Origin of the sequence: Endozoicomonas sp. ALD040 (assembly GCF_049275945.1) — a bacterium.
Classification (GTDB): domain Bacteria; phylum Pseudomonadota; class Gammaproteobacteria; order Pseudomonadales; family Endozoicomonadaceae; genus Endozoicomonas_A.
Window position 1 is genome coordinate 3,432,501 of the sequence record NZ_CP184829.1, and the last position, 16,634, is coordinate 3,449,134.

Annotated in this window: 14 protein-coding genes and 2 rRNA genes (1 of these 16 only partly in view); 6 read left to right on the forward strand and 10 right to left on the reverse strand. The window is 47.9% G+C overall.

The annotated features are described in order from the left end of the window. The 3 genes from ACOJUN_RS12750 to ACOJUN_RS12760 form a co-directional block, all read left to right on the forward strand. A 23S ribosomal RNA gene (locus ACOJUN_RS12750) occupies positions 1-869 on the forward strand (it extends 2,613 nt beyond the left edge of the window). 217 nt (positions 870-1,086) lie between these two features. After that, positions 1,087-1,202: ribosomal RNA gene (rrf, locus tag ACOJUN_RS12755) — 5S ribosomal RNA — on the forward strand. Between the two features lie 540 nt (positions 1,203-1,742). Next, complete coding sequence (locus tag ACOJUN_RS12760; RefSeq protein WP_422136971.1) at positions 1,743-1,880, forward strand: hypothetical protein; 138 nt, start codon at positions 1,743-1,745, stop codon at positions 1,878-1,880. A gap of 5 nt (positions 1,881-1,885) precedes the next feature. Here the strand turns inward: ACOJUN_RS12760 and ACOJUN_RS12765 are convergent, their stop codons facing one another. Together ACOJUN_RS12765 and ilvA are read right to left on the reverse strand one after the other, a co-directional pair. After that, a complete protein-coding gene (locus ACOJUN_RS12765) occupies positions 1,886-2,773 on the reverse strand; it encodes a hypothetical protein (RefSeq protein WP_422136972.1) in 888 nt (295 codons plus the stop codon). Between the two features lie 553 nt (positions 2,774-3,326). Then, the gene (gene ilvA / locus ACOJUN_RS12770) at positions 3,327-4,841 is read right to left on the reverse strand and encodes a threonine ammonia-lyase, biosynthetic (RefSeq protein ID WP_422136973.1); all 1,515 of its coding nucleotides are present in this window, start codon (positions 4,839-4,841) and stop codon (positions 3,327-3,329) included. A 188-nt stretch (positions 4,842-5,029) separates the two neighbouring features. On the opposite strand from ilvA, the gene rpiA reads away from it, so the two are divergent. Further along, positions 5,030-5,701, forward strand: a complete 672-nt coding sequence (rpiA, locus tag ACOJUN_RS12775; protein WP_422136974.1) for a ribose-5-phosphate isomerase RpiA — start codon at positions 5,030-5,032, stop codon at positions 5,699-5,701. 104 nt (positions 5,702-5,805) lie between these two features. Here rpiA and ACOJUN_RS12780 read toward each other — a convergent pair whose 3' ends face one another. Further along, positions 5,806-5,928, reverse strand: coding sequence for a hypothetical protein (locus ACOJUN_RS12780; RefSeq protein WP_422136975.1), 123 nt, complete (start codon positions 5,926-5,928; stop codon positions 5,806-5,808). A gap of 231 nt (positions 5,929-6,159) precedes the next feature. Between ACOJUN_RS12780 and ACOJUN_RS12785 the strand changes: the two genes are divergently transcribed. Beyond that, positions 6,160-7,287 (forward strand): branched-chain amino acid ABC transporter substrate-binding protein, encoded by a 1,128-nt coding sequence (locus ACOJUN_RS12785; protein WP_422136976.1) that lies wholly within the window; start codon positions 6,160-6,162, stop codon positions 7,285-7,287. Between the two features lie 109 nt (positions 7,288-7,396). Here ACOJUN_RS12785 and ACOJUN_RS12790 read toward each other — a convergent pair whose 3' ends face one another. Together ACOJUN_RS12790 and ACOJUN_RS12795 are read right to left on the reverse strand one after the other, a co-directional pair. Next, positions 7,397-8,449: a PDDEXK nuclease domain-containing protein gene (locus ACOJUN_RS12790; RefSeq protein ID WP_422136977.1), complete on the reverse strand. Its 1,053-nt coding sequence runs from the start codon at positions 8,447-8,449 to the stop codon at positions 7,397-7,399. A 302-nt stretch (positions 8,450-8,751) separates the two neighbouring features. Continuing rightward, the gene (locus ACOJUN_RS12795) at positions 8,752-9,066 is read right to left on the reverse strand and encodes a hypothetical protein (protein ID WP_422136978.1); all 315 of its coding nucleotides are present in this window, start codon (positions 9,064-9,066) and stop codon (positions 8,752-8,754) included. Between ACOJUN_RS12795 and ACOJUN_RS12800 the strand changes: the two genes are divergently transcribed. Beyond that, positions 9,053-9,355: a hypothetical protein gene (locus tag ACOJUN_RS12800; RefSeq protein WP_422136979.1), complete on the forward strand. Its 303-nt coding sequence runs from the start codon at positions 9,053-9,055 to the stop codon at positions 9,353-9,355. The genes ACOJUN_RS12795 and ACOJUN_RS12800 overlap by 14 nt on opposite strands. Before the next feature lie 64 nt (positions 9,356-9,419). Here ACOJUN_RS12800 and ACOJUN_RS12805 read toward each other — a convergent pair whose 3' ends face one another. From ACOJUN_RS12805 to ACOJUN_RS12825, 5 genes are all read right to left on the reverse strand, one after another. Further along, positions 9,420-12,707: a type I restriction endonuclease subunit R gene (locus tag ACOJUN_RS12805; protein ID WP_422136980.1), complete on the reverse strand. Its 3,288-nt coding sequence runs from the start codon at positions 12,705-12,707 to the stop codon at positions 9,420-9,422. Positions 12,708-12,916: 209 nt separating this feature from the next. After that, positions 12,917-14,137, reverse strand: a complete 1,221-nt coding sequence (gene iscB, locus ACOJUN_RS12810) for an RNA-guided endonuclease IscB (RefSeq protein ID WP_422136981.1) — start codon at positions 14,135-14,137, stop codon at positions 12,917-12,919. Between the two features lie 238 nt (positions 14,138-14,375). Continuing rightward, a complete protein-coding gene (locus ACOJUN_RS12815) occupies positions 14,376-15,335 on the reverse strand; it encodes a PDDEXK nuclease domain-containing protein (RefSeq protein WP_422136982.1) in 960 nt (319 codons plus the stop codon). 273 nt (positions 15,336-15,608) lie between these two features. Beyond that, the gene (locus tag ACOJUN_RS12820; RefSeq protein ID WP_422136983.1) at positions 15,609-16,025 is read right to left on the reverse strand and encodes a hypothetical protein; all 417 of its coding nucleotides are present in this window, start codon (positions 16,023-16,025) and stop codon (positions 15,609-15,611) included. Next, entirely contained in the window at positions 16,022-16,615 is a 594-nt protein-coding gene (locus ACOJUN_RS12825) for a nucleotidyltransferase domain-containing protein (protein WP_257274976.1), read from the reverse strand. The genes ACOJUN_RS12820 and ACOJUN_RS12825 overlap by 4 nt, the downstream gene beginning before the upstream one ends. Positions 16,616-16,634: the final 19 nt, after the last annotated feature.

Genomic DNA, 16,634 nt, shown 5'->3' on the forward strand with positions numbered 1-16,634 from the left:
ATGCAGTGTATCCGCGGCTAGACGGAAAGACCCCGTGAACCTTTACTACAGCTTCACAGTGGATCTTGATGTTGCTTGTGTAGGATAGGTGGGAGGCTTTGAAGTGTGGACGCCAGTCTGCATGGAGCCAACCTTGAAATACCACCCTGGCAATATTGAGGTTCTAACCCAGGTCCTTTAGCAGGATCGGGGACATTGTGTGGTGGGTAGTTTGACTGGGGCGGTCTCCTCCCAAAGAGTAACGGAGGAGCACGAAGGTTGGCTAAGCACGGTCGGACATCGTGCGGTTAGTGTAATGGTACAAGCCAGCTTGACTGCGAGAGGTACATCTCGAGCAGGTACGAAAGTAGGTCATAGTGATCCGGTGGTTCTGAATGGAAGGGCCATCGCTCAACGGATAAAAGGTACTCCGGGGATAACAGGCTGATACCGCCCAAGAGTTCACATCGACGGCGGTGTTTGGCACCTCGATGTCGGCTCATCACATCCTGGGGCTGAAGCCGGTCCCAAGGGTATGGCTGTTCGCCATTTAAAGTGGTACGCGAGCTGGGTTTAGAACGTCGTGAGACAGTTCGGTCCCTATCTGCCGTGGACGTTGGAAGTTTGAGGAGAGCTGCTCCTAGTACGAGAGGACCGGAGTGGACGAACCACTGGTGTTCGGGTTGTGTCGCCAGACGCATTGCCCGGTAGCTAAGTTCGGACGGGATAACCGCTGAAAGCATCTAAGCGGGAAGCCCCCTTCAAGATGAGACTTCCCTGGCCGCAAGGCCCATAAGAGACGTTAAAGACTATGACGTTGATAGGCGGGGTGTGTAAGCGTTGTGAGGCGTTGAGCTAACCCGTACTAATGACTCGAGAGGCTTGACCATATAACGCCAAAGCGATTTGCGCAGCGAAGCTCCCAGCAAAAGCTGGAAGCCTGAAGCTGGAAGCTTGAAGCCGTACACAGTGAACGAGAGTGTTGAGCAAGAATAGACGACACAGCTTAAAAGAGATTTGGATTCCAGAGCCTTAGTTTTCGAGAAACAGCTTCAAGCCTCCAGCTTAAAGCTTCCAGCTCGAGAGCCAACGGCTCGACCAGTTTTGCCTGGTGACCATAGAGTGTTGGAACCACCCGATCCCATCCCGAACTCGGAAGTGAAACGACACATCGCCGATGGTAGTGTGGGGCTTCCCCATGTGAGAGTAGGTCATCGCCAGGCATTGAATAAAGCAAAACCCCGGTTGAGAGATTGACCGGGGTTTTTGCTGTGTGTCGAGCATGTTGCACAGCTTGGGGGTGAAAGTCCCCTGCTCAGCCAGATGAGGGCGAAGGGTTAGCGAAATACAAGGTTTGTATCGCGAGGTGCAGGCTGAAGGCAGTGTGGAGCAAAACTGCGAGCTGACGAACAGAAATCGGATATGAGGCTGTCTGCGTCGGGACGAGTTAGCAATTGATAACGAAGTCCCATACTCATCCGGACATTCAGGCAGTAGATCCGGCAGTTGTCCAGTGAAGGCGGTGTGACTTACCTCGGGAGGTCTGTGTAGTGTCTGACATTTCAGACTGAGGTCATCGTAAGGTGTCCTGATCGCTACACAGAAGTCAGCAGACGGCATAGTAGCTGGCGTATGTCAGTAAAGGCCCGAACGGTAAAGAGTGGTGAGTAGTTTTTGTCATTCGATATACCGGACGCAGACAAGTCCAGCAAACACTGGAACTCATACCAAGTGGTCACGGCGGAAACGGAGGCTGCGAGGCTATGAGAGCTGAGGTCGTGTCGGTATCACAGGATTACGAAAGCCCGGCGGGTGGTACGAGCCTGATGGAACGTATCACCAACCCCAATAATTTAACAAGAGTCTTACAGCGAGTTAAACGCAATAAGGCCGGATCTTAATCAACCTAAGCTGTGTGCTGCGCTTGACTTTGCCAGTGAGTGTGACGTTGGTTGCCACACAACTGTAAAGGTTGAATATTTGCAATCGCCAAACGCAAAGGAGTTTCAAAAGATTCCTGATAATGACTCAATATATCTTCAGCAGTATGGAAAAAAATATTCCCGTCCCCCAGTTTACCTATGCAAACATTATCTCCAATGTGAATAAATGTATGAACGGGATCGTTGTTTTTTAAAATTGCAATAGGAGTGAATTGATTGTTTGTATCTAAAGTTTTTAAGTTTGTATACTCGTTGCGGAATTTATCTAGAAATGAAGTTGAATTAAACTCCATAAAGTTCACAAACTGATAGCAAGTTGCTGGGATTTTTTTACCTTTATAAATCTCAGCAACTGTCTTATTTCCTAAGAAAGGGACTAATCTATCTGGAGGGCAATCATCGAAATAAATCTGCAATCCTGAGTTTACACATTTTAAGAATTGCTTTTGCCATAGATGTGAAGGTGCATAGTCGTGATTGCCATTTTGTGTTTTGATATTAAAAGTGAAAGAGCTTTTTGGCCTGTCGTCACTAATGTCAATCATTTTTTTTGCCAGCTCATCATCTCTTTTATTGCCATCGATATAATTAAACACAGTGCCGTCTATTTCAAAAGGGATATGCTTTAATACCACTCTATTCTTCAAGCCTCTCTCATGAAACCCAACGAAAGCAGTCTCTCTTTTTTTGGATCTATCAATTTTTATAGATACTGATGGCTCTAAACACTCCACAGACCTGTTATAACACGTTGCTCCAGATGTTTGTGAATTGTACGGGTTTTGTGTTGAAGCCATATCTGTTGTTGAGAGCAATCTTTTATTTGAAATATTGCTGACCGGTGTCGTCATGATGCAACTCCTTTTCTTTTATTGATTGATGTTGTTCGGAGTCACAACCCTATATAAAGTTCATAACAAAATGGTCAGCCAATATAACAATGAGTGGCAGTATTACCCTATAGTCTGGCAGTCTGCCGATGCACCAGATGCTACTAGGTGTGCCAAGTGGTATCACGACCATGGTAATAATACTTGAGTAATTGTATTCCAACGAGACTATGCTCTGGTGTCAATGGGAGAAAAGTCCGAAGCGTTATGCGGAGCTGAGAAGGCGGGGAGTCAGTGATGAACTGACGAGACAGACGGTAGGATCTAGCAAAGGGCAGTTGCGAGTATGCCGGAGTCCTGCGCTGCACTTAACATTGCCGAATAGTTGGTTCGATGAATTAGGTTTGATTAGATTATTGGCTGCTTAACTGACCGAAACGCCCAGTACGGACCCGTAAACTGGGTGTTGTGGGAGGAGCGTAGCTGTGAGGCTTCGCCCTATCCCGGTTATCCAATGCTTTGTTCCTGAGAGAAATTGAGTCCTGGATAATAAACCCGGCATCTCAGCGGGTCATCACCCCAAAAACGCCTGATAAGCCTTGTTATCCGTTTCTTCACAGTAGTAATAGTCCAGCTCAGCCAGAAATTTTGCGATGTGTGGTCTCTCCATTTCTGGTACTTCCAGACCGACAGCAACACGGCCATAGGCAGCGCCGTGATTCCGGTAGTGGAACATACTGATGTTCCATTGGTCACCCAATTTGTTCAGGAAGTTGAGCAAGGCACCCGGACGTTCCGGGAATTCAAAACAATAAACCACCTCATCCTTCACAGCTTTACTATGGCCGCCTACCATGTGACGAACATGCAACTTAGCCATCTCGTTGTCGGTCAGGTTCTCTACCGGATAACCTTTCTCTTGCAACTCATGGATCAGATTATCAATGGGCATTTGATCAGGATGAACCTGGACACCTACAAAGATTCGGGCATTTTTGGGGTCGTGGAAGCGATAGTTGAATTCGGTGATATTCCTTTTACCAAGGGTTTCACAGAATTTTTTGAAACTGCCGGGTTGTTCAGGGATGGTGACAGCGATGATCGCTTCTCGCTTCTCACCTAATTCCGCACGTTCGGAAACATAACGCAGACGATCAAAGTTGATATTGGCGCCACTGGCTATAGCCATCAGTTTCTGATTGCAGGCACCTGTCTCGCTGACATATTTTTTCAGGCCAGCCACACTTGCCGCACCGGCAGGCTCACAAACCGAACGGGTATCATCAAAGATATCCTTGATGGATGCGCATATTTCATCAGAGCTGACCGTGATCACTTCATCAATGTATTTCCGGCAGAGCTTGAAGGTTTCTTCGCCGATCTGAGCCACAGCAATGCCGTCAGCAAAAAGACCCACATGGGGCAAGGTCACTCGCTCATCAGCTTCCAGAGCTGCTTTCAGACAGGCAGATTCTTCATACTCAACGCCGATGATCTTGATATCAGGGCGCAGGTACTTGATATAGGTCGCTATGCCTGCGGCCAAACCACCTCCGCCGACGGGTACAAAAACCGCATCGAGCTGACCGGAATGCTGACGCAGAATTTCCATGCCGATCGTGCCCTGACCGGCGATAGTGTAGGGATCATCATAAGGATGAATAAAGGTATAGCCCTGTTCTTCAACGAGTTTCATGGAGTAAGCCAGTGCCTGATCAAAGGTATCACCATGAAGGATGACCTTTGCCCCTCTGGCCTCGCAGGCTTTGTACTTTATTTCAGGGGTGGTGCCGGGCATCACGATAACGGCTTCGATTCCCATGGTCTTGGCTGCCATGGCCACGCCCTGGGCATGATTGCCGGCAGAAGCACAGGTCACTCCGCAGGCTTTTTCTTCAGCGGTTAACTGGGCCATCTTGTTATAAGCGCCCCGGATTTTAAATGAGAATACGGGTTGCAGGTCTTCACGCTTCAGAAAAACCTGATTATTCAAACGCTTGCTGAGAAAAGGAGCCTCATGAATAGGAGTCTCGATTGCCACATCATAAACTTTGGCTTCGAGAATCATTCTTATGTACTGATGAGGCATGGGACTTCACTTTCGTAATAATTTATCTTGGTTGGACTGATTCTAAACAGGCATGTGTACAAGAAACAATCTTTTATCGTTTTCAAGTAACAAAAGGTTATACGGAATTTGAAGTATTTAGTTCAGCGGGGGATCGTTTCCGGGGGTATAATCCCTGGCTTCATTGTACATGACCGCAAGGTAGAGACATGACCCAGGACGAGCTGAAGAAGGCGACTGCCGAGGCTGCATTGCAGCGGATCCTCCCTCATCTGGAAGAAGATATGATTATCGGTATTGGCACTGGTTCCACGGCCAATTTCTTTATTGATGCTCTGGCAGAACACAGAAACAGTTTTGATGGTTGCGTAGCCAGTTCAGAGGCTTCTGCTGATCGTCTGAAACAGCACGGGATTCCGGTTTATGACCTGAACAGTATCAGTGAACTGCGCTTTTATATTGACGGGGCTGACGAGTCTAACAATCGCCTGCACCTGATCAAAGGCGGTGGAGCAGCCCTGACAAGGGAAAAGATTGTGGCTGCAGTGGCGAAAGAGTTTATCTGTATTGCAGACGAGAGCAAGCTGGTAGACGTGCTGGGTGAATTCCCGCTTCCTGTCGAGGTTATTCCCATGGCTCGCAGTCATGTTGCCCGTGAATTGGTTAAATTGGGTGGTGACCCCGCTTACCGTGAAGGGGTTATGACTGATAATGGTAATATCATTCTGGATGTATGGAATCTGGAGATCACTGACGCCATGGGTCTTGAAGAAAAGATCAACCAGATTGTGGGAGTCGTAACCAATGGATTGTTTGCGGCGCGACCTGCTGATGTGTTGCTTCTGGGCACTGCGGAAGGGGTTAAAACCATCAGGGCTTAAATAACCCGGGCCGGGTGTAAACCCGGCCATTTCCCCTGACCTCTATTATGAAATATTATTTGTCACCAATATGGGACAACAAAGATTTCCTGAATCCATGGTTGTCAGAAAATGGTGTTCAAAAAGAAGTGAAGCGAAGCCAGAACGCTCCCTAAAGAAAGTGACAATATAATCAGTTCGCCGGTTTTCAGTTCATTATCCTGAGTATTATGTTGATTCGTATCCATACTGCTTCTCCTTACATCCTTGTTTAGAGTATTCCCTTAATGCTTTCACTCTAGGTCTGTGATAGCTCTGCCGCCTTAAGACGTTCGTATAGATTTAGACAAAAGTCGAAGAAAAAAGTTTGGAAAAAAAGCTGTTATGACTGAAAAAAATCTTTAATATAACTTTTCGAGAGAAAGAAGGATTTAGATAATGAGAAAATGGAATTAATTCCATTCCAAGAGAACTACAGCATGATAAGAAAAATGAACAAAACTCTGGCCGCTCTGGCGGTATCTGCAGCCGTAACAGGGGCTTCCGGTCTGGCTCAGGCCGCCGACACGATAAAAATTGCTCTGGCTGGCCCGGTAACAGGTCCTGTAGCCCAGTATGGTGATATGCAATTCACCGGTGCGAAGATGGCCGTAGAGCAAATTAACCAACAGGGGGGCGTCAATGGTAAGCAGCTGGAAGCGGTAGTCTATGACGATGCCTGTGATCCCAAACAGGCCGTAGCGGTTGCCAACAAAATCGTAAATGACGATATCCGTTTTGTAGTAGGGCATCTGTGTTCTGCTTCTACCCAGCCTACCACCGACATCTATGAAGATGAAGGTATCCTGATGATCACCCCCGCTTCCACCAGTCCGGAGATCACCAGTCGTGGATATGAGCTGATATTCCGCACAATCGGACTCGATAGCCTGCAAGGACCTACTGCGGGTAACTACATCGTAGAGAGCATAAAGCCTGAGCGTATGGCAGTTATCCATGACAAGCAACAGTATGGTGAAGGCATTGCTACAGCCGTTAAGAATACGGTTGAAAAAGCCGGTATTGATGTGGCTGTTTTTGAAGGTGTTACTTCAGGTGACAAAGACTTTTCAGCGCTCATTGCCAAATTGAAGAAGGAAGATGTCGATTTTGTTTACTACGGTGGCTACCACCCTGAGCTGGGCCTGATTCTGCGTCAAAGCGCAGAAAAGGGTTTGAAGGCTAAATTCATGGGGCCTGAAGGTGTGGGCAACAAGGATATTTCAGCCATTGCCGGTCAGGCTTCAGAAGGTTTGCTCGTGACACTGCCGAAGAGTTTTGATCAGGACCCTGCCAACGCCAAACTGGTAGCCGCCTTCGAGGCAAAAGGTGAAGATTCATCCGGTCCTTTCGTATTCCCTTCCTATTCTGCTGTTCAGGTTATGGCTGAAGGCATGGAACTGACCAAGAGTGAAAGCCCTGAAGAAGTAGCCGACGTTCTGCGTTCAAGCACCTTCAGTACGCCAACAGGCAACCTGGCCTTCGATGGCAAGGGAGACTTGAAAGACTTCAGTTTTGTCGTTTACGAATGGCACGCTGACGGTACCAAGTCTGAGGCTTCAAAATAAGAGTCCGATCGGGAAATACCGTCGACTGTAACTGTGATGGTATTTTCATTACAGGGAATAGCTTGCATAGGCCGACGCTGAAATGTTCAGTTGTCGGTCTGCTTCTGTCTCATCTTTTAGTTCCCAATCCCTGTTCAATGTCTTCCACGCTGGGTAGTTGCGATTGCAAGTTTTCCGGCAGTGATTGAGTGAGCTGGTATTCCGAGACGCCAATAGGCTTTTGCATATCACTGAGAGAGTACTCTGCCACGAGTTTGTCCTTGTTCTTGCACAGCAGAATGCCAATGGTGGGCGTATCGCCCTCTTTACGCAGTTGTTCGTCCACGGCCCTGATATAAAAATTCAGTTTGCCTGCATGTTCCGGTTCAAAATCTACCGTCTTCAGCTCAACCACCACATAACAATGTAACCGGACATGGTAAAACAGCAGGTCAATATAAAAATCCCGTTGTCCCACCTGTATATGAAATTGTTTGCCCATATAAGAAAATCCAGCCCCTAATTCCAGCAAAAACTGGGTGATATGCTCGGTCAAACCTTTCTCAAGCTCACGTTCGTTGTAGTTTTGGGTCAGGGCGAGAAAATCAAATACATAAGGGTCTTTCAGAGTTTCTTGCGCCATGTCAGATTGTACGGCTGGCAGGGTGGCACTAAAGTTACTGACGGCTTGTCCATCTCGCTGCCAGAGGTCGCTTTCTATCTGGTGAGTGAGTACGCTTCGGCTCCAACCGTGCTCAATGGTACTTCTCACGTAATACAGGGCTTCTGGAACACTTTTACACTTGCTGATAATTTGCAAATTATGTCCCCAGGGTACCTGTGTTAATTGGGCAACAAGCTGTTGCCCAATTGCCTGCTCCCCGGAGTAATAAAGAAACCATTGGCGAATATATTTAAGATTTCGCTCCGAAAACCCCTTAATTTCAGGGAAATCCGACATTAAGTCCTTACTGAGTTGTTTCAGGAAGCCTTCACCCCAGTTAGCCTGAGCCTGTCGACGAACAATGTCTTCCCCCAGTTCCCAGTAAAAAGCCAGTAAGGTCGAATTCACCTGAACAGCGGCTTTAAGCTGAGTTGACAGTACCTTCTGCTTCAAGGTTTTCAGCCAGTTTTTGTACTCGCCGTTCAGGCTTAGGTTGACGGTGTTTTTTTGTTTGCTCATGCACGAACCTCTTTTGGCATCGCTGAAACCTAGGAGGCTGACCGAGAATAGACTGCCCTACTGCGGCGGCAGCAAATTGGTCTGAAAATCCGCTTTTGTTCGTCAAATAGCTCGCTATTCTCCTCACAAAACCGAATTTTCATCCTCAATTTTCTGCCGTCCTCGCTACGGGCGCTATTCTCGGTCAGCCTCCTAGTCGAGATATTGCCCGAATTCAATGTCAGCATTCTGCTGCCTATTTTTGCTCCTTCCCTAACAAGAGCCGTTGTCGTATGAAAGAGTCAGCCTGGCATTAGGGGTTTTCACAAGAATAAAAACGAGGTCGTAGAATGGGGGATGCAGGTACAACTCGTTCTCACGCTCTGAGGGTGTCGCAAAACTCCAACAGCTCGTTCCCATGCTCTTAGGTCGTCATTCCCGCGAAGGCGGGAATCCAGCGCCAACGGTGGATCTCTGCCTTCTCGGGGATGACAAGGCCAGGAGGGCACCGGGCAGTATGGTTCTGGTGGTGAGTCAGTTTGGATTCCCGCCTTCGCGGGAATGACGGGAATGAAGCTGGGAATGACGGGAATGAAGCTGGGAATGATGGGAATGAAGCTGGGAATGATGGGAGTCAAATCGTTCCCACAGAGTTTTGCGACACAGAGTTTTGCGACACCCACGCTCTGCGTGGGAATGCATACCTCCCCTGAAAAGGGGACTCTGCAGCGCGAGATGGGTATGGGTTCCCACGCTGGAGCATGGGAACCAGAGTTTTGCGACAGCCTCTTCACTGCGGGGAGGATGTCAATTTCAGAAATCGAGAAAATCAGAAAGTGGGTTGGTGCGGCTAACAGTCCAGAAGAATCTATCAAAACACAGATCGCGCTAGCTGGTGGATTTATTCCTGGTGCTGAAGTCCTTTGAGTCAGAACAAATATAGAAATCTTACCCTGCACTTCAGCAATGAAGCCCAGTGCAGGGCACTCACTCACCCCTTCAACATATCAAACACAACCCGAGCAAAGCCCCGAGCCAATTCCGGGTTGGAAAGATACTGCAACATCATCTCCTGTTGAGCCTCGTTGCTGTCCATCACGGCATCATCAATGGCTTGTGGGAAGTCACCAAGCAGTGCTTGTTCAGCCGTATTGTTCTCAATCTGCTTCATCACCGTTTCGTTTTCGGCCAGTTTGTCCCGCACGGTAAAAGCGTAGTTGATCAAGTCAGCATCGGTGAGGTTGTCGGTAATAAACAGCTCATTCAGTCGTGCCACAATCTGGGATAAGAACTCTTCTTTCTTGTCCTTTGGTTTGGCTGAACCGACATCGCTGGAGGGTTCCAGTTCATAGCCCTCGGCGTCTTCCTTCAGTTCAATGTCTTGCTGGCGAATCCTGGACAACCGGTAATGGCTCATCACCACGTTATCCAGGTCAATATCATCTTCTTCAATGACCTTTTCACGGAGCAGTGGGCGCAGGTAGCGAGCATAAAGGCTGAGCTTTTCCAGATCTTTGTTGTCGTAGTCCACAATCTGGGACATAAACTCGTAGAAACGGGTAAAGGTGCCTAAGTCCTTCTTGAAGATTTCCAGCCGGTCTTTTTCCAGCTTGCACTCTTTGAAACTGTTTTCAGCATTAGCGATTAACACGGCATCTTTGGTCTTCCTGGTTCGTTCGAACATCTCCCTGGCACGCACATAAGCATCAATGGCAGAACTGTATCGCTTCTGCCAGCGATCCACAGCGGGCTTGCAGATGTTGCTCACCGCTGCATTGCTTTTGCTCTTGGAAAGAAAAGCCTCGCAGAACTGTTCTACTTCGTTCCAGGTAAAGATACCGCTGGCACGGAGTTTTTCGTAAAGGTCGAATACCTTATCCGGGTCTGTCACATCCGCCAGTTCAGCGATTTGGTAATACGGCTGGAATGCGGCCAGAATCTCTTCCGGCTCATTGACAAAATCCAATACAAAAGTGCCGCACTCGGCTTTGCCGGGATAGGTACGGTTCAGACGGGACAAGGTTTGCACACATTCCACACCACCTAAGGGCCTGTCTACATACATGGCGCAGAGTTTCGGCTGATCAAAGCCAGTCTGGAATTTGTTGGCAACCAGTATGATCTGGTAGTCGTCGCTATCGAATGCTTTGCGCATGTCCCGGCCTTTTAGAGCTGGGTTCATATTGGTTTCGGTGAACTTTTGGTCCAGCAGGGCAGAGCTGTCCGGATCGTCCTTATGAAATTCCACTTCGCCGGAGAAGGCAATCATGACCTCGATAGAACTTTTGTGCTCTGAAAGATATTTATCAAACGCCAGCTTGTAACGCACGGCTTCCTTGCGGGAACTGGTAACTACCATGGCCTTTGCCTGACCAGCGAGCAAGCCCATAACATGCTCTTTGTAGTGCTCGATGATGACTTTCACCTTCTGGGAAATATTGTATTCATGGAGCCGCACCCAGCGGTTCAGTTTTACCTTGGTTTTTTTGCTGTCTACCTCTTTGTCATCGGCCTCTATTTTTTGGGCCAGTTGATAGGCCACCTTGTAGTTGGTGTAGTTTTTCAGCACGTCGAGAATAAAGCCTTCCTCAATGGCCTGGCGCATGGAATACACATGGAAGGCTTCAGGCAGGTTCTTCTCGGAAGCAGGCTCATCAGGTTTGGGCAGGCGACCAAACAGCTCTAGTGTCTTCGCCTTGGGTGTTGCCGTGAACGCATAGTAGTTCAGATTGCTGCTGCCCCGGCGTGAGGCAATGGTGGCATCCAGCATATCTTCAGAAGACAGCTCTTTGTCCTCATCTCCGTCATTAGTACCATCCACCATCAACACTTCTTTCAGTTTGCGGGCGGTGGAGCCGGTTTGTGACGAATGAGCTTCGTCGGCAATCACGGCGTACCGGCGTTCCTTCAGTCTGGTACTGTTCTCAATGGCCGCCAATACATAAGGGAAGGTTTGAATGGTGACAATAATAATCGGTTGAGCACTCTCCAGGGCCGCTGCCAGTTTCTCCGACTTGGAGCCATCACCTTCTTTTTTGTTGATGCGCCCCACCACACCGTCGGCGTGTTCAAACTGGTAGATGGTGTCTTGTAGCTGATCGTCCAGCACGGTTCTGTCGGTAATCACAATCACCGAATGGAACTGCTTGTTGCCTTCGCCATCGTACAGGGTAGAAAGCTGATGGGCGGTCCAGGCAATGGAGTTGGATTTACCGGAACCGGCACTGTGCTGCACCAGGTACTTGTTGCCCGTGCCTTCCGCCTTGGCCGCCGCAATCAGTTTGGTCACCACATCCCATTGGTGATAACGGGGAAAGATCAGGGTTTCCTTTTTCGACTTGCGGCCTTCCCAGTCTTCCTTTTCTTCGATCTGCAAATGCACAAATCGACCAATAATGTTCAGCAGGTTATCGGGCAGCAGCACTTCGTTCCACAGGTATTCGGTGGCGTACTCATCCTTGTTTTCGGGAATATCATTGCCTGCACCGCCTTCCGCCGTGCCTTTGTTAAACGGCAGAAAGAAGGTATCGCTGCCCGCCAGTTTAGTCGCCATATACACTTCGTACTGACTCACGGCAAAATGCACCAGCGCCCCCCGTTTAAAGGTCAGCAGCGGTTCTGGCTTGCCGGTTTCCGGGTCTTTGGGCAGGCGGGTCTTTTGATATTGTCGTTTAGCGTTTTCAATAGCTTGTTTGAATTCCGATTTCAGCTCCAGCGTTGCCACGGGCAGACCGTTGATAAACAGCACCAGGTCAATGCGCCATGCCTTGGATTTTTTACCGGTTTCTGCCAGATGTGCGTCGACGCCTTCCCCCTCGGGGGAAGGTTGGGATGGGGGGACAAGATTGACATAAGGACTGTAAACCAGCTCTGGCACCACACGACAACGGTTTTCTTTATAGCGGGCAAGCGTATCCGGATTCAGGGTATGTTCCGGCATAAACTGGCAGAGGGAGAACCGGGCATTGCGAATCTTCAAGCCATGACGCAACACGCCCAGGGTGCCAAAGCTGCGAAGTTCCTTATCAATGGCATTGGGATCGGCTTTTTTTAACTGGTTGACCAGATGGCTGATAAAATGCTGCTCCGAATCCACCGGAAAGCTTTTGCAGAACTTTTGCCATTCCTTCGGCTGGGTGTTCTTGACAAAATCCAGTACATCGCTGGTATACAACGCCGTTTCCCGGTCGTACTGGTCACCACTGCCCAGCAGCCAGCCTTTGGCTTGCAGGCGGGCGATCATATCATTCTGGAAGGTGGATTCGCTGGTACTGTCCATATTTCAAGGTCTCAAAATGGTACCTGAAGGTCTCTATCTGGGACTTTTCAGGGATTATGCAGACAGTGTTTGCACAATGTATCAATCTGGCTGAATTGTCTCCACACTGCGGAGACAATTCGAGGATTCCACTATTCAGTTTTATCGAATTTTGCGTAAAACCCCTCGCTTCAGCGGGGGGATGTAAGCAACGAATCCGCCAAGATTCGCTATGCACAATGTTCGAAGTCGATCAGGGTTGTGCTTCTGGCGCTTAACCTTTTACAGCCCTTCTTAATTGTTGTGCTGGTTATTGTAGTTTTACCTTCTATATCCATCAATACAGCATATCCTGTAGACATTCTACCCTTGATAAATCCTTTACCCTTTTGGGTATTTACATAGTCGAACTTTTTAATGCCAAACAACTTGCCAACAGGAATTTTCTTTTCTGATCTCTGCCCTTTGTGTAACTGATAGTCACCTTTAGAGACATGAACCTTCTTATACACAATTGGACTCGGTTCAACCAACTCCCCATGTTCACTGCAAATAGCTACAGCATCATTGAAATGGGTTTTGGGTAATTTTAAAATCGTTTCACGCTTGAATTTTGTCTCATACCCAAAGGTTTCTTTGAATGACCAGTTTTTCTTTAACACTTCCTTGATGGTGCTGACTTGGGTGGCGTGTTTAGTCTTGCTTTTCTGGCTCTTAATCTCAAATTTCCCATCGTGTAAATCCTTGTGGCACCTTTCACATAGGGTTATTAGGTTACCAGGCTCATCTGTTCCACCATTTGATCGAAATACAATATGATGAACGTGTAATTTTTCACTATGCTTAACCTTCTGTTTTGAATGACATTTGTATCCATCACGATCAAGGACATAGGCTTTGACGTTGTAATAATCCTTCTGTTTTCCTTCCTGATAGCCCCTTCCCGACACTTCAGGGTTGGTTATCTTGTGAATGTCAAAACTGGCCGTTTCTACATTCCATCGGGTAACAGGTAAAATCATTTCAACCTGTTTCTTTTCCCTGAAATGGGACTGAACCTTAGACCTTACAGAAGGTGGAAGCCTTCCAAACATGGTTGAGTTTTTCCTGTTCAAAAATCTGGGCTTTCTATATCGGGTTTTTCTGTTACGTCTATTGCTCCGATACATTCTCCTTTGATCCATTTTTTTCTTAATATCGGTTCTAAGCTTGACTTGAGACTGATATACAACCTTGCCGTTAGATATAGCAGCACAGCCGATAACCTTAGAGCCGGTATCCATACCAGCCACTACAGTTTGCTTATAGCCTGTAGAGCCAAACTGTAGCTGTATAGTGAATGGTGTCCTTGAAACAACCCTAGCCTTACCCTCTTTCAAGAGCTTTCTGGCCCGTTGGGGCTTGCATGGCATTAATGGTTCACCATTCTTGTTGAGTACGTAAACTAGCATTCAGTCTACCTCCTTCGAGTTGTGCTTACGCTGGTTTGTAGGATCAAACCAGTTTCAGACTTCCTTTCGACCAGTTATAACGGCTTCGCAATGTGGTTGACTGTCTATAACCCAATAAGACTGTTTACAGAGCCACGATAGAGCAAGGAACTAAGGCGACATTCCAAGGTATCTACATCCGAAATAACGTCTACTATTTTTTGCCTCTCCTAAATAGTGGTCTAGTCAACAAGGGCTTTTACAAGCCCGTTCCTTTAGGGACGGGTAGTTGACCCAGTTCAAGTAATTCAATTTGCTTTTGCTTCTTACCTGCACAAAGAATGATGCCGATAGGGGGGTCTTCTCCATGCTGACGGTCATATCTATTCAGCCAGCGTAGATATAACTCCATCTGTCCTTTGTACTCAGCTTTAAACTTGCCTGTTTTCAGTTCAATAGCAACCAGTCGCTTCAGTTTTCGGTTATAGAACAAGAGATCAATATAAAAATCATCTTCATCAATTTGAACTCGGTGCTGGCGTGCGACAAAAGTGAAGCCCATACCCATTTCTAACAGAAAATGCTCCATTTCCCGCAAAATAGCATCCTCAAGATCTTTTTCCACGTAGGTATCATTAAGCTCAAGAAAATCCAGAATGTAAGGGTCTTTCAGAACGATATCCTGATCGGCTTTCCCTTGATCCCTCAGCATTTTCAGATCGTGAACAATGGTTTCTTCCGGCTTTCGGGATAAGGCAGTACGCTCAAACAGCATGGAATCCATACGCTCGCTGAAGGTGCGGACAGACCATCGCTCCTGAATCGCCATGGTCATATAGAACTCGCGTTTTAGTGGGTCATCAATGTAAATCAACAGTTTCAGGTGTGACCAGCTCAATTGTCTCCACACTGTAGAGACAATTTCATCAGCCTCACAGATTTCGGCAAACTTAATACAATGTCTCAATTGCTGAGGGCTCCAGCCCTTACCAAACTGCCCGGAGAGCTGGCGGGACAAGTCGGAAATAACCTGTTTGCCGTAGTCTGCCCGCTTACCCTTCAGGATTTCCTGCTGAATACGCTGACCGACCTTCCAATAGAGTGTGGTTATCTCGGCATTGAGTGCCACCGCTGCCCGTTGTTTGGCTCTTTGTATCAGGTCTTTGATTTCGCCGAACAGGTTGTCTGGCTCTTTTGATGAAGCGGGTGTTTTGCTCATGCGGTGGCCTCTGTGGGGTGTTCTTTTTGTTCTGTTGCTGGTTGCCAGTCACGGACGTCCTAACCCGGATATTTCATAAACGTGCTCCCGATCTCGCTTGTCCTTTGCCGCTCTAAGGGAGTTTTGCTCAGTCGACCGTACTCCCCGGTACGGCGCTCCCTCGCAAAATCCCTTAGAGCGACAAAGTCCTCGGCTTTGGCATCCTGCGTCGCCCTACCTCCCACATCCATGTGGTCGTGCGCGAGATTCGGGGCAGTTTATGAAATATCCGGGCTAAGAGATTTCAGGGAGTGATTTAACCAGATTTAACAGCTCATGGGTTAGCAGAATCAGTTCTTTCAACAGTTGCGGGTTAATATCCAGATGCCCTTCGTATTCCGCCAGGTTACGATGGTTGTGGCATTGATCAAGAACCCGCCATTTTGCACGACTCAAGTCTAATGTATGCTGCAAACACTGGAACACCAGATAACGGCTTTCAGAGCGGTAGCCGTGCCAGCGTAATGCAGCAAGTGACAAAGCATGGGCCGCACTATAGGCCAGAGAAAACTGGCTGTCGACGGATAAACCACTGATGGCAGCATCTTTGAGTTTGGTTTCAGCCGCCCGAACCATCCCTGTAAATTCCTGTGCATCGGGGGGTTCTTGTTTGAGCTTGTTGATTTTGACCAGATTATCCAGCTCTTTCACGATGGCTTGTCTCCGGTTAAGGGTTGATCGGTCAGCCAGAGTTTGGGCTGTTCCATAAGTCGTGTGACAAAACTTTGCTGACTGTCTACTCTTTGCTGGAATTCTTCAGGCGTCAGCAGTGTAGGATTAATGATTCGCCCCAGCTGATTTTCTGCTGGTTCCAGATGCTCCATAATCTCGCCATAACTTAAATCATGCCCCACCAGCAAAACGTCTATATCACTGCCCGCGTGTTCCTGTCCTTTTGCTACCGAGCCATAAATAAATGCCATGTCACATTGACTTAAAACGGGCGACAGTGCCCCTTTAATCACGCTCTGTACGCCAAAGGTTTTGCGGGTAATGGCTTTCAGCTCTTCAAACACGGGGTTATCGGGGTTGGCTTGATAATGCTGCTGGTTACCCTGCTGGTGAGTGGTGAGCAATCCGGCTGCGGTCATTTTCTTGAGTTCCCGAACCACAGCGCCCTTGCCGACCCCGGCCAGCCTTGCCACCTCGTTCAGATAAAAAGAGCAGTCCGGCTTGCCGTAGAGCACAGCCAGCAGACGTTGCTGAGTTTTGGTGAACAGTACGGAGGCAATGGATGACACAGTGACGAAGTTCCTATAG

What these genes read in the sequence shown, in the direction of transcription:
- ACOJUN_RS12760 (WP_422136971.1), top strand. Translation starts at nt 1,743, where the DNA reads ATGAGAGCTGAGGTCGTGTCGGTATCACAGGATTACGAAAGCCCGGCG.
- ACOJUN_RS12815 (WP_422136982.1), bottom strand. Translation starts at nt 15,335, where the DNA reads ATGAGCAAAACACCCGCTTCATCAAAAGAGCCAGACAACCTGTTCGGC.
- ACOJUN_RS12790 (WP_422136977.1), bottom strand. Translation starts at nt 8,449, where the DNA reads ATGAGCAAACAAAAAAACACCGTCAACCTAAGCCTGAACGGCGAGTAC.
- ACOJUN_RS12785 (WP_422136976.1), top strand. Translation starts at nt 6,160, where the DNA reads ATGATAAGAAAAATGAACAAAACTCTGGCCGCTCTGGCGGTATCTGCA.
- ACOJUN_RS12765 (WP_422136972.1), bottom strand. Translation starts at nt 2,773, where the DNA reads ATGACGACACCGGTCAGCAATATTTCAAATAAAAGATTGCTCTCAACA.
- ACOJUN_RS12800 (WP_422136979.1), top strand. Translation starts at nt 9,053, where the DNA reads ATGATGGGAGTCAAATCGTTCCCACAGAGTTTTGCGACACAGAGTTTT.
- ACOJUN_RS12805 (WP_422136980.1), bottom strand. Translation starts at nt 12,707, where the DNA reads ATGGACAGTACCAGCGAATCCACCTTCCAGAATGATATGATCGCCCGC.
- rpiA (WP_422136974.1), top strand. Translation starts at nt 5,030, where the DNA reads ATGACCCAGGACGAGCTGAAGAAGGCGACTGCCGAGGCTGCATTGCAG.
- ilvA (WP_422136973.1), bottom strand. Translation starts at nt 4,841, where the DNA reads ATGCCTCATCAGTACATAAGAATGATTCTCGAAGCCAAAGTTTATGAT.
- ACOJUN_RS12780 (WP_422136975.1), bottom strand. Translation starts at nt 5,928, where the DNA reads ATGGATACGAATCAACATAATACTCAGGATAATGAACTGAAAACCGGC.
- iscB (WP_422136981.1), bottom strand. Translation starts at nt 14,137, where the DNA reads ATGCTAGTTTACGTACTCAACAAGAATGGTGAACCATTAATGCCATGC.